Genomic DNA, 19,337 nt, shown 5'->3' on the forward strand with positions numbered 1-19,337 from the left:
TTACGTGGCAGTCGGTTCACACCATGCTGTTACCAAAAAACGCGGGCACGGAGACGTCACGTGGGCGACCTGACCCGCGACCCTAGACGGAGACCGACGGATCCGGTCGTCCGGCGCGGGGCACGGCGCCGGTGGTCTCCAGGATGAGCGCGGCGACAAGATCCGGGTCGTCGCTCATCGGCACGTGCCCGCAGCGGGGCAGCGTCACCACCCGTGCCGCCGGCAGGCCCGCCCGGGCGCGCTCGGCCTGGTGGACGCCGAAGATCCGGTCACAGTCTCCCCAGCCGATGGTCACCGGCACCGTCGCGTCGGACAGCCGAAGGCAGTCGAAGCGGTAGTCGCGGGCGGCTCGGGCCACTGCGTTGAAGCCGAGCCCGCGTCGCAGGGCGAGCGCGTCGCCCAGCGCGCGCTCGACGTCCAGCAGCGTCGGGCGGGCCATCAGCGGCGCGAAGCACAACGCCCGAAGGTACGCCGAGCGCAGCGCGACCCGCATGATCGTGGTGGGCAGGTACGAGTTGGCCCGCAGCATCCGGAGGATGGCCAGCGCCCGTCGGCGTTCCGCCGGGGTGAAGAAGCCGGCGGGGGAGAAGGCGGTGGCCGAGGCGACCGCCCCGGTGGCGGCAAGCTCCAGCGCGATCGCCCCGCCGAGGCTGTAACCGGCGACGTGTGGACGCTCCAGCCCCCACTCGGTCAGGGCCGGCAGGACCCCGGCCACGGTGGCGGCCATGTCGGCGGGCATGCCGGTGCCGGGCACCGGAGAGTTCCCGAATCCCGGCAGGTCGAGCGCGATCACCTCGTGGTGGGCGGTGAGCCGGTCGAACACCGGCTCCCACGCCTGATGACGGTGACCGATGCCGTGGATGAGCACGAGCGGCTCGCCGCTGCCCGCACGCCGGTAGTGAATGCTCACGACTGCCCTCCCACCGACGTCCTGCCGAAGGAACGCCCGAGCTGGCGTACCTCGTCTTCCATCTGGCCGACCATGCTCTGGCCACCGAACCGGGTGATCAACGCGTCGGAGAGGCCGCTCAGCACCACCGGCCGCAGCGCCTGCACCAGGGCCAGCGACCGTGGCACGTACACCTTGCGCCTGCGGCGCTCGATGCCGCGGAGCAGGGCCTCGACGCACTGCTCGACAGGTACGACGGTGGACAGCGGCCACGGCAACCGGCGCAGCGCGGTGCGGAACGATGCCAGGTCGTCGCGGATGTCGCGGACCAGGTCGGTGTCGATCCAGATCGGGTGTGCCGTGCCGACGGTGACGCCGCGGGGTCGGGTCTCCAGTCGCAGCACGTTGGCGAACTGCTCCACACCCGCCTTGGACGCGCAGTAGGCGGCCATTCCGGGCATCGCCGTGAAGGCGGCAGCGGACGAGACGACCAGGACGTGGCCACGGGCGGCGGTGACGTGAGGCAGCGCCGCGCTGACCGTGCGGATCGCGCCGCAGAGGTTCACCTCGACGGTACGCACCAGCGCGTCGACCGGTCCCACGGCGACGGTGCCGAGGTTCGCGATGCCCGCGTTGGCCACGACAACGTCGATGCCACCGAAGCGGTCCACGGTGGAGGCCACCGCGGCGTCCAACGCCGCCTGGTCGGTGACGTCACACTCGTACCAGTGCGCGTCGAGGTCGGCGCTGAGCTGCCTGAGCAGCTCGCCTTCCAGACCGACCAGGGCGACCCGGGCTCCGCGGGCGACGGCCTCGCGGGCCAGCCGCGCCCCGATGCCGCGCGCCGCGCCGGTGATGAGCAGGGTCTTGCCCGCCAGGTCATACCGCATCGGCGTGCTCCCGCTCCGCTTCGTTGGGGGTGCCGTCGGCCGAGGCGATCTGGTAGTCGGTCGGGCGGAACCGACGCAGCCGCATGCGGAAGCTGGTGGCGAAGCCCGGCCAGATGGTGGTGTTCCGGCCGGTGGCGTCGAGGTACCAGCTCGAACAGCCGGTCTGCCAGACGGTGCCGGCCATCTTCTGGTCGATCCGTTCGGTCCAGCGTCGTTGCGCCTCGGCGGTGGGCTCGATGGCCTGGATGCCCTTGGCCCGCATGTGACGCAGGGCCGCGAGCACCAGATGCAGCTGCGCCTCGATCATCAGCACCACGGAGGTGTGCCCGAGCCCGGTGTTCGGGCCGAGCAGGAAGAACAGGTTGGGAAAGCCGGCGATGGTCGTGCCCTGGTACGCGTGCATGCTGGGGGTCCACACGTCGCCCAGGCTGCGCCCGCCCCGACCGTGGATACGCCGTACGACGGGGGAGTCGGTGACGTGGAAGCCGGTGCCGAGGATGATCGTGTCCGCCCGGTGGTGGACGTCGTCGTCGGTGACGATGCCGTCGGGCGCGATCCGGGCGATGCCGGCGGTGACCACGTCGACGTTCGGTCGGGTCAGCGACGGCCAGTAGTCGTTGGAGATCAGCACCCGCTTGCAGCCCATCGCGTACCGGGGGGTGAGCTTGTCCCGCAGGTGCGGGTCGGGAACCTGCCGCCGCAGCGTCCGCAGGGACAGGCGCGAGGCGAGGCGGTTGACCGCCGGGTGCAGGAAGCCCAGGCCCATGCTCTCGCGTACCAGATAGAGCCCTGCCCGGGCGGCCCGCTGCGCGCCGGGCACGGTGCGGAACGCGGTCTGCTCGACCCCGCTGATCGGGCGTGACAACCTCGGCATGATCCAGGCGGGGGTGCGCTGGAAGAGCGTCAGTTTCTCGGCCGCCGGCTGGATCTGTGGCACGAACTGGACGGCCGAGGCGCCGGTGCCGATCACCGCGACGCGCCGGCCGGTCAGGTCGTGGTCGTGCCGCCAACGGGCCGAGTGGAACACCGTGCCGGCGAACTCGTCGATCCCGGGCAGGTCGGGGATGGCCGGGTCGCTGAGCGGGCCGGCGGCGCAGATCAGGACCCGGGCGCTGTGGTCGCCGCCGGAGGTGCGCAACAGCCAGCGTTGGCGCTGCTCGTCCCACCTCGCCTCCCGCACCTCATGGCGCAACCGCAACCTCGGGCGGATCCCGAAGCGGTCGACGCAGCCACGCAGGTAGTCCCAGATCTCCGGCTGACTGGAGAACGTGTTCGACCAGCGGGGGTTGGGGGCGAAGGAGAACGAGTAGAGGTGCGACGGGACATCGCAGGCACAGCCCGGGTAGCTGTTGTCACGCCAGGTGCCGCCGACGTCCGCACCCCGGTCGAAGACGAGAAAGTCGGTGAAGCCGGCCCGCTGTAGGCGGATGGCGGCGCCCAGGCCACCGAAGCCGGCGCCGATGATGGCAACGTCTGTCTCCATTCACTCCTCCGTGGGCTCGGGCGCGCAAGTCGGGTCGGCCACGGGCGGCCAGGGCGGATCGCCCACGCCGGTGACCCGTACGCCGCCCCACGGATCGACCTCGGCCAGTCGGGCCGCCCGGACGCGGTCGGCGATGCGCACCTCGACGTCGCGCCGGCCGGAGCGCAGCAGGTGGGCCACCCGTGGCTCGGGCTCGATCCGCCCGCCCCAGTGGAAGCGGCCGTCGACCGGCTCCCACCGGCCGCTGAGGTGCACCCGGACCGAGGTGCCCTCGACACCCGCCGGGCCGTGGTAGCTCACGGCACGATCCGTTCGTGGGCGCGGGTCAGCTCGTGCGGCAGGTCGGCGCTGGCGCGCACCCCCTCGATGCCGCTCCACAGCAGAGCGGTCAGGTAGTCGGTGAGGGCGGCCCGGCTGATCGGCTGGCCGTGCGTGGTCCACCAGTCGCCGACCGCCTGCACGAAACCCACCAGGCCGTACGCCCAGGGCTCGGCGGGACCGGCGTCCAGGCCCAGTGTGCGAAGCCGGTCGCCGATCACCCGGGCGAGCCCGGCCGCCACCTGCCGGCTGGTGCCGGCGATCACCTGGTGGATGCCGGGGTCGCCGGACTGGTGCATGAGGAACCGGTAGAGCCTCGGCTCCGACTCGATCACGCCCAGGTAGGCGTCGATCGTCGCCTCGACCAGGCCACGTTCCTCGCGGACCTGTTCGACGGCGGGCGCGATGGTGTCGACCATCCGGGCCGCCACCACCTCGCTGACCGCGACCCAGAGCTGCGACTTGTCGGCGAAGTAGCGGTACAGGACGGGCTTGCTGACGCCGGCGGCGGCAGCCACCTGTTCCATGTCGACCTCCGGCCCGTGCCGCAGCAGCGCCTGCACGGCGGCACCGACCAGCTCCTGCCGTCGTTGCTCACGATGGTCTGCCCAGCGGTCGCGGCGGCCGTTGCCCTTCGCCTTCGGACTGCCGTCGGGGGGCGTGGCCGACGGGTCGGACGCATTGACATCGGTGAGCGGCAATTGCATGCTACTACTCGTAACAGTTACTGGCCGTCACGTCAATATGGAGGAGCCATGGAGGCGACGGAAACCGGGCGTGCGGCGGTCGCCGAGCGACTACTCACGTCCTCGCTGCGGACCAGCTACGACCCCACCGTCGAGATCGACTGGGAGGCACCCCACACCCCTGGCGCCTACTGGCTCCCGCCACAGCGCAGCAGCCTCTACGGCACGCCACTGTGGGAGCAGCTCAGCGAGGAACAGCGCGTCGAGCTCACCAAGCACGAGGTGGCCAGCGCGGCCAGCGCCGGAGTGTGGTTCGAGACGATCCTCATGCAGATGCTGATCCGGGAGTACTACCGCGCCGACCCGACCAGCCGGCAGGCCCAGTACGCGTTGACCGAGGTCGCCGACGAGTGCCGGCACTCCATCATGTTCGGCCGGCTGATCGAGGCCATGGGTTGTCCGGTCTACCGCGCGAGCACCGTCGACCACCACCTCGGGCGCTTCCTCAAGGCCACCGCCAGCGGTTCCCGGATGTACGCCGCGATCCTCATCGCGGAGGAGATCCTCGACGCGTTCCAGCGCGAGATCATGGCGGACGAGTCGCTCCAGCCGCTCATCCGGATGGTCTCCCGCATCCACGTGGTGGAGGAGGCGCGCCACGTCCGGTTCGCTCGCGAGGAACTGGCCGCCGCCGTCGCGGCCACCGGCCCGGTGGGCATGGCGTACGCCCGACTGCTGGTCGGCCGCGCCGCCTACACGATCGCCAACCGCCTGATCCATCCCGACGCGTACGCGGCGGTGGGCATTCCGCCGGCGGTCGGCCGCGCCGCTGCCCGCGCCAATCCGCACTGGCGTGCCACCCTTCGCTGGTCGGCGGCGCGGGTGCACGCCAACCTGGCGGGCGTTGGCCTGGTGGCCGGGCCGGGACGTCTGCTGTGGGCCCGGGCCGGGCTGATCTGACCGGTTGTCCCTCAGCGGAGCGACATGGGGCGTGCTGTCGTGGTCAGGCCCGTTCGACCCGCGCCTGCTGGTGATCGGTCAGCCGTAGCCCCACCCCGCGGACGACATCGATGGTGGCCCCGGTGCCCAGGTCGTGCAGCTTGCGGCGCAGCCGCTTCACCAGCGACTGCACGTCCGCCTTGCGTTCGCGCCCCTCGTCACCCCAGACCGACCGGTGCAACTCGGCGTAGCTCCAGACCCGGGCCGGCTCGGTGATCAGGCAGGTCAGCAGGTCGTGTTCCAGGCGGGTGAGGTCGACCTCGCGTTTCCCGCAGCGGGCACTGGAGCGGGCCGAGTCGATCACCAGGGCGGCGACCGGCGCCGGTTCGGACGGGGCGGCGACCTGCTGCGGGGCGGAGATCAGCCGGCGCAACTCGTCGAGGTCGGAGACCAGCAGCAGCGGCGCGATGCCGTCGAGAAGCTCCGCGAGCCGGATGCGCTCGGCCGGCGACGGGGTCACCGCGATCAGCAGTGGGAACGGCTCGTCGGCCGGATCACCCCTGTTCACCGTTGCCTCGTCCTCGGCCACCGCACCACCCGGGATCGATGGGCATCCCTGCCCAGCTCTCGTCACGGTCCTGACAATGATTGGCAAGCGCGCCGCCAGCCAGGGCAACTCTTAGCGACAAGTTGCTCACGGCAAGTTCTTGATCGTCCGTTCTTCTCGATCATAGTGTCCACTCGGGCAACCGGCGTGACCCGCGCGGTGCATGGGGAGGTCCACCATGGCCCATTACACCCTGGGTCGTTCTGAGGGAGGCAGCACCGATGTTCAGACGTCCACAATGGCGGCGCGCAGCCAGATCACTGGTGAGCGCCGGCGCGGCGACGATCCTCGCCGCGACATGCTTGGCAACCATCAGCTCGGGCGCGCAGGCCGCGCCGGGTGGTGCGATGGGGGCGGGCGCCCCGACCGGGGACAAGATCCGACCGGAGCTCACCAAGCAGCTCCAGGCCAAGAGTGAAGGGGACTTCTGGATCCGGTTCAAGGACCGGGCGGACCTGAGCAAGGCCAGCGCCATCAAGGACTGGTCGAAGCGTGGCACGGCGGTGGCGGACGCGCTGCGCAAGACCGCCGCAGCGAGCCAGGGCAAGATCCGGGCCGACCTCGACAGCTCGGGCACCAAGTACCAGACCTTCTGGGCCACCAACGCCATCAAGGTGAACAGCGGCTCGTTGGCGATGGCCCAGAAGTTCGCCGGGCACTCCGAGGTCGAGGGCCTCTACGCGCCGGTCGCGTACAAGGTGCCGGAGACGACCAAGGGCACCGACGAGAAGACCGTGAACGCCCTGGAGTGGGGCATCGCCAACATCAACGCCGACGACGTCTGGTCCCAGTACGGCGTCAAGGGCGAGGGCATCACCATCGCGAACATCGACACCGGGGTGCAGTTCAACCACCCGGCGCTGGTGAACTCCTACCGCGGCAACAACGGCGACGGGACGTTCGACCACAACTACAACTGGTTCAACGCCGCCAACGCCACCGGCGCCTGCGCCACCGCCCCGTGCGACGGCGACGGCCACGGTACGCACACGATGGGCACCATGGCCGGCTCCGACGGCGCGAACCAGATCGGTGTCGCCCCCGGGGTCAAGTGGATCGCGGCGAACGGTTGCTGCCCCAGTGACGCCGCCCTGGTCGAATCCGGTCAGTGGATGCTCGAGCCGCTGGACCTCAACGGTCAGAACGCGGACGCGAGCAAGCGACCGAACATCATCAACAACTCGTGGGGCACCCGCGACCCGTCCAACGAGCCGTTCATGGAGGACGTGACCAACGCCTGGACCGCGTCCGGGATCTTCGGCACCTGGTCCAACGGCAACAGCGGGCCGGCCTGCCAGACCAGTGGCTCGCCGGGAAGCCTCGTCAGCAACTACTCCACCGGCGCGTACGACGTCAACAACAACATCGCCGGCTTCTCCTCCCGCGGCGCCGGTCAGAACGGCGAGATCAAGCCCAACATCTCGGCACCGGGCGTGAACGTCCGGTCGAGCATCCCGGGCAACGCCTACGGCAGCATCAGCGGCACCTCGATGGCGGCACCGCACCTCGCGGGCGCGATCGCGCTGCTGTACTCGGCGGCACCGTCGCTGGTCGGTGACATCAACGCGACCCGTGCGCTGCTCAACGGCGCCGCGATCGACAAGGCCGACGACCAGTGTGGTGGCACCGCGGCCGACAACAACGTCTACGGCGAAGGCCGACTGGACGCCCTCGCGTTGCTCAACGCCGCCCCGACCGGCGACATCGGCACGCTGACCGGCACGGTCACCGACGCGACCTCCGGCGCCCCGATCGCGGGCGCGACCCTGACGCTCACCGGCCCGTCCGAGCGTGAGCTGACCACCGGTGCCGACGGCAAGTTCTCGACCCAACTCCCCACCGGCGACTACCAGGTCGCCGTCGCGGCGTTCGGGTACGCCAGCACCACCAAGACGGCAACGGTCACCAAGGGAGCGACCACGACGCTCGCCGTCGCCCTCACGGCGGTGCCGAGTGTCAACGTCACCGGAGCGGTCACCGACGGCTCCGGTCACGGCTGGCCGTTGTACGCGAAGGTGACCGTGACGGGTGTGTCCGGCGTCTACGACTACACCACCCCGTCGAACGGGCGCTACAGCATCAAGCTGCCGGCCGGGCAGACGTACACCCTGAAGTACGAGCCGCAGTACCCGGGCTACCAGACCGTCACCAAGGAGGTCGTGGTCGGCTCGGGCAACGCCACCGCCAACGTCGCCGTGCCGGTGGACACCAGCGTCTGCACCACCGCGCCCGGATACACGACCGGCTCCGACGGTGAGTACGAGACCTTCGACGCCACGACCACGCCGGCCGGCTGGACCGTCGTGGACAACGCGGGCAGCGGTCAGGTCTGGACGTTCACCGACGACGGCGACCGGGGCAACCTGACCGGCGGCACCGGCAACTTCGCGATGATCGACAGCGACAACTACGGAGCGGGCACCAGCCAGGACACCTCCCTGGTCAGCCCGGTGGTCGACCTGACCAGCGTCACGGCCCCGGTCATCCGCTTCAACCAGGACTTCAACCAGCTCAACGACGACACCGCCGACGTCGACCTGAGCATCGACGGCGGTGCCACCTGGACCAACGTGCTCCGGCAGGAGACCGACGTCCGGGGACCGAAGCTGACCGAGATCCCGATCCCGCAGGCGGCCGGCAAGGCGCAGGTGCAGGTTCGGTTCCACTACTACGACGCCTCGTACGAGTGGTGGTGGGAGGTCGACAACGTTCTGATCGGCAGCCAGGTCACCTGCGTGCCGGTCGACGGTGGTCTGGTCGTCGGCAACGTCCGCGACAAGAACGACGACAGCTACGTCAACGGCGCGACCGTCACCAGCAAGGACCGGCCCGCCGAGAAGGCCGTCACCGTGGCGACCCCGGACGACCCGGGGCTGGCCGACGGCTTCTACTGGATCTACTCGTCGCTGACCGGCGAGCACCCGTTCACGGCGACCGCCGGCAACTACGTCAGCCAGACCAAGCCTGTCGACGTCGAGGCCGACTGGGCGACCACCGCGAACTTCCAGCTCGCGGCCGGGCGGCTGTCGGTGACCCCGACGCAGCTGAGCGCGACGCTCCAGATGCCCAACGGCAAGACCAGCAAGACGTTCACGGTGACCAACACCGGCGGCGCGCCGGTCGAGGTCAAGTTCGGTGAGCGGGACAACGGATTCGAACTCCTGCGGGCGGACGGCTCCACGGTCACCCGGCAGCAGGTGCTCGGCTCCAGCGGCGCGCCGGAGCAGCGGCTCACCGTACCGACGTCGTTCGCCGCCAAGGCGTCCGGCAAGGAGGCCAAGGCCGCCGCCGCGGCGGCCGGCCCGCAGGCGGCGCCGTGGACCGACATCGCCAACTACCCGGCCACGATCATGGACAACCGGGTGGTGAACCTGGACGGCAAGGTGTACTCGCTCGGTGGCGGCAACGGTGAGGCCTCCACCACCAAGAACTACGCCTACGACCCGGCCGCGCAGACCTGGACGGCGATCGCCGACCTTCCCGGCGCGCGCAACGCCCTGACCGCGGGCGTGGTGAACGGCAAGATCATTGTCACCGGTGGCTGGGCCGACGCCGGCCCGGACTCCGCCACCTGGTCGTACGACCCGGGGGCCAACACCTGGACGGAGCTGGCCGACAACCCGGCGCCGCGGGCCGCGGCAGGTCAGGCCGTCGTCGACGGCAAGCTGTACGCGGTCGGTGGCTGCACGACGGCGGCCTGCCTGCCGATGTCGAACAGCGTCGTCCGGTACGACCCGACCAGTGACACCTGGGAGACGATGGCCAACTACCCGAAGTCGGTGGCCTTCGCCTCCTGCGGCGGGATCGACGGCGTCCTCTACTGCACCGGCGGCAACGACGGTTCCGCCGCGCAGAAGTCCAGCTACGCCTTCGACCCCGGTGCCAACACCTGGACCGCCATCGCCGACGCGCCGGCCGACAACTGGGCCAGCTCGTACGCCGTCGCCAGCGGCAAGCTCCTCGTCGTCGGTGGTTCGCAGGGTGGGGCCATCAGCAACGCCGGCTTCGCCTTCGACCCAGCCGCCGGTTCGTGGTCCAACCTGCCCAACGCCAACACCGCGCGGTACCGCGGCGGCGCGGCGTGCGGCTTCTACAAGATCGGCGGCTCGTCCGGCAGCTTCAACGCGGCCGCGGAGAGTGAGGTGCTCCCGGGCTTCGAGGGATGCTCCGAGTCGGCGGCCGACGTCAGCTGGATGACCATCGACAAGTCGGCGGTCACCCTCGTACCGGGTGCGAAGGTCACGGTCACCGTCGGTCTGACGGCGAACGTGGACCAGCCGGGCACCTACTCCGGCGCGGTCGCGATCTCCGAGAACACCCCGTACTCGGTGGCGCCGGTCGCGGTGACCATGACCGCCAACCCCCCGAAGACCTGGGGCAAGCTCATGGGTACGGTCACCGGCACCAGCTGCCAGGGTGCGACGTCGCCGCTCACCGGCGCGGTCGTGCAGGTCGACTCGTGGGCGGCGTCGTACACCTTCGCCACCGATGCCGAGGGCAAGTACGCCTACTGGGTGGACCGCCGCAACAACCCGCTCACGATGATCGTGGCGAAGGACGGCTGGAAGCCGCAGACCCGTCAGACGAGGATCGACACCGCCACTCCGACGGTGGAGAACTTCGGGTTGGCGCCCATCCGGTGCTGACGCCCGAACGCTAGCCGAAGAAGTCCGGCCCGCCTGGTCGCAGACCAGGCGGGCCGGACCGCGTCCGGGTGGTCAGACGGGAGCGAGCCGGAAGCCGACGCCGCGCACCGAGTGGATGGTCGCCGCGGCGTCGAGCCGGGCGAGCTTGGCGCGCACCCGGCGGATCACCGAGTGCATGTCGGAGCCCCGGCCGAGGTGCCGGTTGCCCCAGACCTCAAGGTGCAGCCGCTCGTAGGTCCAGACCTGCCCGGGCGCGTGCACCAGGCAGAGCAGGACATCGTGCTCCAACCGGGTCAGGTCGATCTCCTGGTCGCGCCACCGCAGCACCCGACGGTCGGAGTCGACGGCCAGATCCGGTGGCGGCGGCTGTGGGATCGGCGCCACCTCGGCGAGCGCCGCCCTGGTCGGGGGAGTCGGGACGGGCGGGGCCTCGACCACCCCGAGGAACTCTCGTGCCTGGTCGACGGTCGAGACGATCAGGAAGGCGTCACTGCCGCCGAGCAGCCGGGCCAGATGTCGTCGCTCGGCCGGCGAGGATGCGATGCCGATGACCAGGCTGGCGACTGGAACTCCCTGCATTTACCAACACCTTCCGGTTCCCCAACTCGCTCCGGATGGATTTTTCGCACCGCCGACCGAAACATCGATCGATCGGCGTCCTGACCCTAGTGGTGGCTCATCTCGGCTGGGTAAAACATCGTTGCATGTAAGCATGTGAATCCCGCCGTGCCGTCCGGACCCACCCGGTCCCACCGCCGACGATCCGCTTTCCGGGAGCGGTGGGGGCGGTTGTGACAGAACCAAGACAATTCGAGGACGGCGTACGGACCTGCCGGGGCGAGCATGGTCGCCATGTCCATCGGATCGTCGTACTCCGTCGGGCGGCCGACGCCCGGTCCGACGCGACCGCTGCCCCACGCCCGCGCGGCGGTGCCGCTGGGGCTTCGGTTGCTCGCGGCGGCGCTGTGCGGTCTGTTCGCCCTGGTGCTCACCGCCGCCGTCTTCGTGCGGACGGACTTCGGGCAGTGGCTGGACGGGGTGCTCCTGCCGCGCGCCGAGCGGGGCGGAGGGTACGAGCAGCAGACCGTGCTGGTGGGCCCGGCCCGGAGCGTGCTGGCCACCTTCGGCAGCCCGACCCTCATCGCGGCCCTGCTCGGCGTGGTGCTGCTGGTGGGTGTGCTCGGCCGACGGCTGGTGGCCGGGGTCGTCGGCGTGGGCATGGTCGTCTGCGCGGTGCTGGTGGCCGGCGCGGTGAAGTCGGCGCTGCCCCGCCCGGAGCTGCAGATCGAGAGTTCCACCACCCACAACAGCTTCCCCAGCGGCCATGTCGCGGCGGCGACCGCCCTGCTGCTGGCGTTCATGCTGGTCCTGCCCGGGTGGGCCCGACGGTGGCTGGCGGTGCCGGGCGCGGTGGCGGTCTCGGTGATCGCCTCCGCCACGATGATCGCGGGCTGGCACCGGTTCAGTGACGTGCTCGGTGGCGTACTGCTGGGGGTGACCCTGTTCTGCCTGGCCGCGTCCGCGTTGGCGGCCTGGCCCGGCGACCGCGACGCGGCCGGCGGGTCGGACGGCGGCGGCCTCTGGCGCAGGCTGGCCGAGACGGGAGTCGGGCTGGTCGTGCTGGTCTGGGCACTGGTGGTGGTCGTGCCCGGCCTGGCCTCGTCGGTGCAGCGCGGCTTGCTGGTCGCCATCGTGACCGCGGCCGCAGCGACGATGTTCCTGGTGGGCGCGGTGGTGTTCCTGGTGCGTTCGACGGATTTCGCGGTGCCGTCCGCCGCGCGGAGCCCCGAGCGGCCGCAGCCGTCGGCCGAAACCCGAAACATCTCATGATGGGATACTTGACGACATGTCCCAGGTGCTGTTGATCGAAGACCACCAGACGGTGCGCGACGGACTGCAGTTGGCGCTCACCCGACAGGGCCACACGGTGCACGCCGTGGGGACCGGTGAGCAGGGATTGGAGCGGCTGCGCAGCACCCCGTCCGACGTCGTGGTCCTCGATCTCATGCTGCCCGGGATGGACGGGTTCGAGGTCTGCCGCCGGATCCGGCAGCTCGGGGACCTGCCGATCATCATGCTCACGGCCCGCAACGACGACATGGACGTGGTGGCGGGCCTGGAGGCGGGCGCCGACGACTACGTGGTCAAGCCCGTGCAGGCCCGGGTCCTCGAGGCGCGCATCCGCGCGGTGCTGCGACGGACCGGTGCCGAAACGCGGCGCGGCGGCGACCGGGCCGGCCCGGAGCAGCACGGCGCGTTGACCATCGACCGGGCCGCACTGGTGGTCAGCAAGGACGGGACGCCGGTCAGCCTCGCCCCGACGGAGCTGCGGCTGTTGCTCGAACTCTCGCACACGCCCGGTCAGGTGCTCAGCCGCCAGCAGCTGCTGGAGGCCGTGTGGGAGCACGGGTACCTCGGCGACTCGCGACTCGTGGACGCGTGCGTCCAGCGGGTACGCGCCAAGATCGAGGCCGATTCGTCGGCACCGGTCTTCATCCAGACCGTGCGTGGTTTCGGATACCGGTTCGGGCCGCTGTGACACTGTGGCGCCGGATCGGCGCGCGGGTCTCGGGTCTGCGGGTCCGGCTCGTGCTGGCGTTCGCGCTGCTGGGCGTGACCACGACGGTTGCCGTGGCCAGTGGCAGCTACTTCCAGGCCCGGACCGTCATCCTGCAGCAGGCGCAGGACGCGGCGGTGATGTCACTGACCGAGCAGCTCACGAAGGTCTACCCGATCGCCCAGCTTCCGCCGACCCAGGACGACCTCGAACTGTTGGCCCAGCGCCTCAGCGACCGGGAGAGCTTCGCGGTGGTCGTCTACCGGGACCTGCGGGCACAGGGCGGCTCGGAACTCGCCGACCCGCTCACCCCCGAGCTGCGGCAGAAGGTCCGGGACGGTCGGATCGCCTGGCAACGTGTGTCACTCGCCGGAGAGCCCGCGCTGCTCATCGGCACCCAGTTGGCGCTAGACCGCCCGGACGGCACGTCCCGCCCGTCCGGGGTGGAGGTCTACTCGGTGCGCAATCTCGTGCCCGAGCAGCAGAGCATCGACCGGCTCGCCACCAGGGCGTGGCTGACCGGCGGCCTGTCCCTGGCCCTCGCCGTCCTGCTGGCCCTGCTGTCCGCCCGCGGAGTCCTGCGACCCGTTCGTGACCTGGGCCGGGCGGCGCGTCGCCTCGGTGAGGGGGACCTGACGACCCGGCTGACGGTCCGGGGCGCCGACGAGCTGGCCGATGTGGCGCGGACCTTCAACGACACCGCGGGCACGCTGGAGCGACAGGTCGGCGAGCTGCGCCGGTTGGAATCCGACGCCCGCCGCTTCGTGGCCGACGTCTCGCACGAACTCCGGACGCCGTTGGCCGCGATGACGGCGGTCACCGACGTCCTCGACGAGGAGGCGGAGAACCTGCCGGGGGATGCGGGCCGCGCCGCCCGGCTGGTCAGCCAGGAGACGCAGAACCTGACCCAACTGGTCAACGACCTCATCGAGATCAGCAGGTTCGACTCCGGCACCGCCCGGCTCGCCCTGGACGACGTGGACGTGGCCGCGGCGGTGACCGCGACCCTGCGGATCCGCGGGTGGCTGGACCGGGTACGAACGGAGCTGCCACCCGGCGTCGTGGCCCGACTCGACCCCCGCCGGCTGGACGTCATCGTCGCCAACCTGGTCGGCAACGCCTTCCGGCACGGTGCCGAGCCGGTGTCGGTGCGCCTGAGCGCGGATCCGGACTGGGTCACCATCCAGGTGGCCGACCGAGGGCCGGGGTTGGAGCCGGAGGTGTTGCCGCACGTCTTCGACCGCCTCTACAAGGCCGACACCGCGCGAACCCGCTCCGAGGGCAGCGGCCTCGGCCTCGCCATCTCCTGGGAGAACGCGCGGCTGCACCGCCACGGCGAGCGACGGGGAAGTCTCGTCGCGGGCAACGGCACCCACGGCGGCGCGGTGTTCACCCTCCGCCTGCCCCGCGACACGGCGGACACCGGCGGTGCCCGGTGATCGGCCGGCGCACTGGCCGCGCGTTGGTCGCCGGCGGACTGCTTCTGGCGCTGCTTGCGGCGGGCTGTGGGGTACGGCCCAGCGCCGTCATCATCGGTCGCCCGCCGATCAGCGGCCCCGCCCAGGGCACCTGGCTCTACCTGCTCGCGCAGGGCGAACTGGTGCTGGTCCTGCGCCCGGCCGCGGTCGACCCGTCGCCCGCCGACGCGCTCGCGCTGCTCGCGGCCGGTCCGCAGGAGAACGAACGCGGCCAGGGTTTCACCAGCGACGTTCCGGCCGGGCTCGGCCCGGTGACGGTGACCGAGGGAACCGGTCGGTCCGGTGACCTCACGGTGCGGACGAACGCCGCCGCGCAGACGTTGTCAGCGCACGCGGCCGACCAGATCATCTGCACGACGGTCGCCGCCGCGGCGCAGGTCAACGCCGCGAACACCGCCACCACCGTCACCATCGTCGGGCCGGACGGCGCCCGGGGGCCTCGGGCATGCCCGATCAGGTGACCGGGCACCGACTCACACCAGCTGGTGGACCGCTCGATCCGGCCGGGGCAACCCGCTGTGGCGAACCCGGTCCTGGTCCGCCAACGCGCCGGCGATCAGGATGTCGATCAGTGCGGCGAACTCGATGCCGGCCTGCTGCCAGATCTGCGGGAACTGTGACGCGGCGGTGAAACCGGGGAACGTGTTGACCTCGTTCACGATGGGCTCGGTCGACCCCTCGGTGGGCAGGAAGAAGTCGACCCGCAGCAGCCCGCGGCAGTCGAGGGCCTCGAAGGCGCGGATCGCCCGGTCCTGCAGCACCTCCGTGGTCTCCGCGTCGAGCGGGGCGGGAATCTGGAAGATCGCCCCGCCGTCGTACTTCGCGTCGTAGTCGAAGAAGCCGGCACCGGTCACCCGGATCTCCAGCGGCGGGCCGGCCTGCACCCGGCCGTCCGGGTGTTGCAGGACGGCCACGTCGATCTCGCGCCCCCGCGCCCCCTGCTCGACGAGCACCTTCGGGTCGACCTGGCGGGCCTGCTCCAGCGCGGCGGGAACCCCGGCCCACTCGTTCACCTTGACGACGCCCAGGCTCGACCCGGCCCGGGCCGGCTTGACGAAGACCGGCAGCTCCAGTCGACGCTGGTCCTCGGGCGACAGGTCCTCCCCGGGACGCAGGGTCACCCCCGGGCTGACCCGCAGGCCCTCCGCCGCCAGGAGCCGCTTGGTGACCCCCTTGTCCATGCCGGCGGCGCTGGCGAAGACGCCGTTGCCGACGTACGGCACGCCGAGCCATTCCAGCAGCGACGACACGGTGCCGTCCTCGCCGTACGGGCCGTGCAGGGCCGGGAACACCAAATCCTGGGCGCGCAGGACGCGCAACGCCGCGGGCAGGGGTGTCGGTCGGCCGTCGACGTGCCACCCGCCGTCGCGGTCGATGAGCACCTCGGTGACCTGGTACCGCTCACGGTCCAGGTGGGCGAGGATGCTCGCCGCCGAGCGGCAGGACACCTCGTGCTCGCCGCTCTGCCCGCCGTACAGCACTGCCAGTCGGGTTGTCATGAATTCCGTGCCCTTCCGTGGAGGTGCTCGCGGGCCACCCGAGCCCCGATGCCGGTCAAGATCTCGTGTGGGTTGGTGTCGGCCCAACGGGCCCACTCGACGACCGTCGGAGGGCGCTGGTCACCCTCGCCGGGGCCGAACACCACGACCGGGTCGCCGATCGCCACGGGAAGGTCCCCGACGTCGACCACGCACTGGTCCATGGCGATGCGCCCGACGATCGGGCACCGCCGACCGGCGACCCACACCGAGGCGCGACCACCCGCGGCCCGGGGCAGCCCGTCGGCGTAGCCGAGCGGCAGTAGCGCCAGCGTGGTCGGTGCGCCGGTCACGTGCTCCGGGCCGTAGGACACGCCCGTGCCGGCCGGCACCCGCTTGACGTTGACCACTCTCGTTCGCAGGGTCATCGCGGCGTGCAGCCCGAACTCGCCCGGACCGCTCGCGCCGAACGGGTCCACGCCGTAGAGGGCGATCCCGATCCGGCAGAGGTCGAAGCGGGTCCGTGGTGCGGACAGCGCGGCCGCCGAGTTGGCCAGGTGGACGAGGTCGGGGTCCAGGCCAGCCGACCGCGCGGTCCGCAACGCCTCCTCGAAGATCGCCACCTGCCGGCTGAGCGCCGGGGCGCCCGGCAGGTCGGCGTCGGTGAGGTGGGACCACACCCCACGCACCCGGATCCCGCCCTCCCGTTCGTACTTGCGGGCCCAACCGACCAACTCGGGCCAGTCGTCCCCGGCGGCCCCGTTGCGGGACAGCCCGGTGTCCGCCTTGAGCTGCACCATCGCGGGTACGCCGAGCAGACGGGCCGCGTCGGCGACGGCGTGCAGGTGCGTCGTCGTGGACACGCCGACGTCGACGCCACCCTTGATCAACATACCGAAGTCGTCATCCGGGCCGTGCAGCCAGCTCAACGTGGGCGCGGTCACACCCGCGTCGCGGAGGGAAAGCGCCTCGGTTGTCGAGGTCACCCCCAACCAGGCGGCGCCGGCGCGGAGCGCGGCCCGGGCCACCTGCACCGCGCCATGGCCGAACCCGTCGGCCTTCACCACGGCCATCAGTCCGGTGCCGGTGACCGACGCGATCGTCCGCACGTTCGCGGCGATCGCATCCAGGTCGACCAGGGCCTCGGCGAGGGCGCTCATCCGGCCGCCGCCGTCCGACGCGTGCCGGGAAGCGCGAACAGCCAGCCGGCGCGAACCGCCAGCAGCCCGCGGTGGACGGCCAGGCTCAGGCCGATCACGAGGCCGGTCAGCAGAATCGGATAACCGAGCACAATCAGGTCCTGAGCGGACCGACCCAGCCCGGAAACCGGTACGAGCAACAGCCGGTGCAGCAGGGCCAGGACCGGCATGTGTATGACGTAGATCGGCAGGGTGATGCGGCCGAGCCTAGCCAGCGGTTTGCTGAGCGCCGACCACCGGGCCACCCGGGCAGCGGCGGTTATGCCGAAGATCACTGCCAGCACGGAGACCGCCGTCCATACCCCGAACCACTGCTGGGCGCCGGTCACCGCCATCGCGGCGAGCGCCAGGACGTAGGCGCCCGAGGTCAGCACCAGCCGGCGGCGGCTGGCGGTACCGGCCCACCGCTGGATCTGCGGCCGCAGGTACAGGCCGGCGAGGAAGAAGAGCAGGTTCTGGTAGAGACCGGCGCGGTTGCCCGGGGTGTCGAGCAGGCCGGCCGCGGCGACGGCAGACAAAGCGGCGGCGGGGACCAGGACCAGCGCCCGGGGCACCCGACGGGTCGCCTTGGCGATCGTGAAGTACAGCGCCAGGGCGTACAGGTACCAGAGGTTGGACGGCGTGACGGTGAGCTGCTCCAGCAGGCCGAGAGCCGAGTTGGCACGGTCGGTCGGCAGTTCCGGCGCGGCGGCGAGAACCACTGTGTGGATCAGCAGCCAGATGGCGTACAGGTAGAGGAACCCGGCGATCCGGCTGCGGGCCACCACTCGCCACGGCCGCTGGGCGGCGTTCGCCGCGAACACGCCCGAGATCGTGAAGAACAACGGCATCCGCAGCGGAAGGAACTGCTCACCCAGCGTTCCCCAGAGGCCCGGCACCGGTACGCCGACGTGCCAGTCGATCTGGAGGTAGTCCTTGACGACGACGTGCCACAGGACGACGAGGATGATGCAGAAGCCCTTCGCGGCATCGGCCCACTCGGCCCGCTGTGGTCGTCCCCCGGCGGGGGCGGGCATGGTCCGGTGACGGGGTCGGACGCGCGTCGCGCCCGGGCTCCGGTCGGCGGGCCGGGACTCGGTCAGCTGTTGGATCACCCACCGAAAGCTGCCAGCCGGATATCCGCAGGTGATCCACGAAATGTCATGGTCCGGTAATGGACGTCGCCGGACCCGATTCGTCGGTGGATCCGAGCCGCTGCCGGCGGACGCCGGGGGCACTAGGCTCGTTGCGGAGGTGCCGAACATGAAGCTCGGGCTGCACTACTGGAACTACTCGACCCCGGCCGACCCCGCCGCGATCGCACCGACCCTGGCGCAGGCGGCGACCACCGCCGAGCAGGCCGGCGTCGCGTCGTTCACGGTGATGGACCATTTCTTCCAGATGGACGCGGTGTTCGCGGCCGAGGAGCCGATGCTGGAGGCGTACACCACGCTGGGCTACGTCGCGGCGAGGACCCAGCGGATGACGCTGGGCGTGCTGGTCACCGGCGTGATGTACCGCTATCCGGGGTTGCTCGCCAAGACCGTGACGACCCTCGACGTGCTCTCCGGCGGCCGGGCCCGTCTCGGCATCGGCGCCTCCTGGTACGAGCGGGAGCAGCTCGGGCTGGGTGTGCCGGTCGTCCCGGTGGCCGAGCGGTTCGAGAGGTTGGAGGAGACACTGCGCATCTGCCGTCAGATGTGGAGTGCCGACGACGGTCCGTTCAACGGCAAGCACTACCAGCTCGCCGAGACCATCAACTCGCCGCAGCCGTTGAGCCGCCCGCACCCGCCCATCATGATCGGTGGTGGGGGCGAGAAGAAGACCCTGCTGCTGGTGGCCCGGTACGCCGACGCCTGCAACCTGTTCGGCCGCGGCGGCATCGACGACGTCGCGCGCAAGCTGGATGTGCTGCGTGGGCACTGCGCCGCGGAGGGCCGCGACTACGACACCATCGAGAAGACGGTGGTCGCCTCCCAGGCGCCGCTGGACGACACCGACGCGTTCCTCGCCGAGGTGTCCGAGTACGCCGCGCTCGGGGTGAGCGAGGTGCAGGTGACGCCGGATCGGCACCCGGTGGAGTTCGCCCAGCGGCTCGGCGACGAGGTGCTGCCCCGGTTGGCCGACATCGGCTGATCCCGGGTTGCGTTGGGCGCGCCGGAAACACCGCCCGCGCGGCGGATCTCGG

At 71.1% G+C, this 19,337-nt stretch carries 17 protein-coding genes; 7 read left to right on the forward strand and 10 right to left on the reverse strand.

Annotated elements, in window-relative coordinates:
• Window positions 1-82: 82 nt before the first annotated feature.
• From ACFYL6_RS00950 to ACFYL6_RS00970, 5 genes are read right to left on the reverse strand one after another with little or no spacing between them, the layout of a single operon-like run.
• Window positions 83-910: an alpha/beta fold hydrolase gene (locus ACFYL6_RS00950; protein WP_387165822.1), complete on the reverse strand. Its 828-nt coding sequence runs from the start codon at window positions 908-910 to the stop codon at window positions 83-85.
• A complete protein-coding gene (locus ACFYL6_RS00955; RefSeq protein WP_387165824.1) occupies window positions 907-1,779 on the reverse strand; it encodes an SDR family oxidoreductase in 873 nt (290 codons plus the stop codon). Before ACFYL6_RS00955 ends, ACFYL6_RS00950 begins: the two co-directional genes overlap by 4 nt.
• Entirely contained in the window at window positions 1,769-3,262 is a 1,494-nt protein-coding gene (locus ACFYL6_RS00960) for a flavin-containing monooxygenase (RefSeq protein ID WP_387165826.1), read from the reverse strand. Before ACFYL6_RS00960 ends, ACFYL6_RS00955 begins: the two co-directional genes overlap by 11 nt.
• A complete protein-coding gene (locus ACFYL6_RS00965; RefSeq protein WP_387165828.1) occupies window positions 3,263-3,562 on the reverse strand; it encodes a DUF4873 domain-containing protein in 300 nt (99 codons plus the stop codon).
• The gene (locus ACFYL6_RS00970; RefSeq protein WP_112642633.1) at window positions 3,559-4,287 is read right to left on the reverse strand and encodes a TetR family transcriptional regulator; all 729 of its coding nucleotides are present in this window, start codon (window positions 4,285-4,287) and stop codon (window positions 3,559-3,561) included. Before ACFYL6_RS00970 ends, ACFYL6_RS00965 begins: the two co-directional genes overlap by 4 nt.
• A gap of 48 nt (window positions 4,288-4,335) precedes the next feature.
• Here ACFYL6_RS00970 and ACFYL6_RS00975 point away from each other — a divergent pair, with 48 nt between their 5' ends.
• Window positions 4,336-5,226, forward strand: coding sequence for a diiron oxygenase (locus tag ACFYL6_RS00975; protein WP_387165830.1), 891 nt, complete (start codon window positions 4,336-4,338; stop codon window positions 5,224-5,226).
• Between the two features lie 43 nt (window positions 5,227-5,269).
• Here ACFYL6_RS00975 and ACFYL6_RS00980 read toward each other — a convergent pair whose 3' ends face one another.
• Entirely contained in the window at window positions 5,270-5,794 is a 525-nt protein-coding gene (locus ACFYL6_RS00980) for a winged helix-turn-helix domain-containing protein (protein ID WP_387165832.1), read from the reverse strand.
• A 320-nt stretch (window positions 5,795-6,114) separates the two neighbouring features.
• On the opposite strand from ACFYL6_RS00980, the gene ACFYL6_RS00985 reads away from it, so the two are divergent.
• A complete protein-coding gene (locus ACFYL6_RS00985; protein WP_387165834.1) occupies window positions 6,115-10,458 on the forward strand; it encodes a S8 family serine peptidase in 4,344 nt (1,447 codons plus the stop codon).
• A gap of 72 nt (window positions 10,459-10,530) precedes the next feature.
• On the opposite strand, the gene ACFYL6_RS00990 is transcribed toward ACFYL6_RS00985, so the two are convergent.
• The gene (locus ACFYL6_RS00990; RefSeq protein ID WP_387165836.1) at window positions 10,531-11,037 is read right to left on the reverse strand and encodes a winged helix-turn-helix domain-containing protein; all 507 of its coding nucleotides are present in this window, start codon (window positions 11,035-11,037) and stop codon (window positions 10,531-10,533) included.
• Window positions 11,038-11,310: 273 nt separating this feature from the next.
• On the opposite strand from ACFYL6_RS00990, the gene ACFYL6_RS00995 reads away from it, so the two are divergent.
• Genes ACFYL6_RS00995 through ACFYL6_RS01010 form a run of 4 tightly spaced genes read left to right on the forward strand, consistent with a single transcriptional unit; the run spans window position 11,311 to window position 14,954 of the window.
• Window positions 11,311-12,288, forward strand: coding sequence for a phosphatase PAP2 family protein (locus ACFYL6_RS00995; protein ID WP_387165838.1), 978 nt, complete (start codon window positions 11,311-11,313; stop codon window positions 12,286-12,288).
• A gap of 16 nt (window positions 12,289-12,304) precedes the next feature.
• Window positions 12,305-12,997: a response regulator transcription factor gene (locus tag ACFYL6_RS01000; RefSeq protein ID WP_238659822.1), complete on the forward strand. Its 693-nt coding sequence runs from the start codon at window positions 12,305-12,307 to the stop codon at window positions 12,995-12,997.
• Window positions 12,994-14,454 carry an ATP-binding protein gene (locus tag ACFYL6_RS01005; protein WP_387165840.1) on the forward strand — a complete coding sequence of 487 codons (1,461 nt, stop codon included), beginning with the start codon at window positions 12,994-12,996 and terminating at the stop codon, window positions 14,452-14,454. The genes ACFYL6_RS01000 and ACFYL6_RS01005 overlap by 4 nt, the downstream gene beginning before the upstream one ends.
• Window positions 14,451-14,954 carry a hypothetical protein gene (locus tag ACFYL6_RS01010; RefSeq protein ID WP_387165842.1) on the forward strand — a complete coding sequence of 168 codons (504 nt, stop codon included), beginning with the start codon at window positions 14,451-14,453 and terminating at the stop codon, window positions 14,952-14,954. The genes ACFYL6_RS01005 and ACFYL6_RS01010 overlap by 4 nt, the downstream gene beginning before the upstream one ends.
• A gap of 12 nt (window positions 14,955-14,966) precedes the next feature.
• Here the strand turns inward: ACFYL6_RS01010 and ACFYL6_RS01015 are convergent, their stop codons facing one another.
• The 3 genes from ACFYL6_RS01015 to ACFYL6_RS01025 are packed head-to-tail and all read right to left on the reverse strand — an operon-like array spanning window position 14,967 to window position 18,264.
• Window positions 14,967-15,992, reverse strand: coding sequence for a D-alanine--D-alanine ligase family protein (locus ACFYL6_RS01015; RefSeq protein WP_387165844.1), 1,026 nt, complete (start codon window positions 15,990-15,992; stop codon window positions 14,967-14,969).
• Window positions 15,989-17,131, reverse strand: coding sequence for an alanine racemase (gene alr / locus ACFYL6_RS01020; protein WP_387165846.1), 1,143 nt, complete (start codon window positions 17,129-17,131; stop codon window positions 15,989-15,991). The genes ACFYL6_RS01015 and alr overlap by 4 nt, the downstream gene beginning before the upstream one ends.
• The gene (locus tag ACFYL6_RS01025) at window positions 17,128-18,264 is read right to left on the reverse strand and encodes an acyltransferase family protein (RefSeq protein ID WP_387165848.1); all 1,137 of its coding nucleotides are present in this window, start codon (window positions 18,262-18,264) and stop codon (window positions 17,128-17,130) included. The genes alr and ACFYL6_RS01025 overlap by 4 nt, the downstream gene beginning before the upstream one ends.
• Window positions 18,265-18,412: 148 nt before the next feature.
• On the opposite strand from ACFYL6_RS01025, the gene ACFYL6_RS01030 reads away from it, so the two are divergent.
• Window positions 18,413-19,285, forward strand: a complete 873-nt coding sequence (locus ACFYL6_RS01030) for an LLM class F420-dependent oxidoreductase (RefSeq protein WP_387165850.1) — start codon at window positions 18,413-18,415, stop codon at window positions 19,283-19,285.
• Window positions 19,286-19,337 lie beyond the last annotated feature (52 nt).

The organism is Micromonospora sp. NPDC007208 (genome assembly GCF_042869175.1).
In the GTDB taxonomy this organism is placed as follows: domain Bacteria; phylum Actinomycetota; class Actinomycetes; order Mycobacteriales; family Micromonosporaceae; genus Micromonospora; species Micromonospora foliorum.

Bases quoted from the DNA above. Each gene is read 5' to 3' on its own strand.
- ACFYL6_RS00955 (WP_387165824.1), bottom strand. From the start codon at position 1,779: ATGCGGTATGACCTGGCGGGCAAGACCCTGCTCATCACCGGCGCGGCG.
- ACFYL6_RS00960 (WP_387165826.1), bottom strand. From the start codon at position 3,262: ATGGAGACAGACGTTGCCATCATCGGCGCCGGCTTCGGTGGCCTGGGC.
- ACFYL6_RS00970 (WP_112642633.1), bottom strand. From the start codon at position 4,287: ATGCAATTGCCGCTCACCGATGTCAATGCGTCCGACCCGTCGGCCACG.
- ACFYL6_RS00975 (WP_387165830.1), top strand. From the start codon at position 4,336: ATGGAGGCGACGGAAACCGGGCGTGCGGCGGTCGCCGAGCGACTACTC.
- ACFYL6_RS00990 (WP_387165836.1), bottom strand. From the start codon at position 11,037: ATGCAGGGAGTTCCAGTCGCCAGCCTGGTCATCGGCATCGCATCCTCG.
- ACFYL6_RS00995 (WP_387165838.1), top strand. From the start codon at position 11,311: ATGTCCATCGGATCGTCGTACTCCGTCGGGCGGCCGACGCCCGGTCCG.
- ACFYL6_RS01000 (WP_238659822.1), top strand. From the start codon at position 12,305: ATGTCCCAGGTGCTGTTGATCGAAGACCACCAGACGGTGCGCGACGGA.
- ACFYL6_RS01015 (WP_387165844.1), bottom strand. From the start codon at position 15,992: ATGACAACCCGACTGGCAGTGCTGTACGGCGGGCAGAGCGGCGAGCAC.
- alr (WP_387165846.1), bottom strand. From the start codon at position 17,131: ATGAGCGCCCTCGCCGAGGCCCTGGTCGACCTGGATGCGATCGCCGCG.
- ACFYL6_RS01030 (WP_387165850.1), top strand. From the start codon at position 18,413: ATGAAGCTCGGGCTGCACTACTGGAACTACTCGACCCCGGCCGACCCC.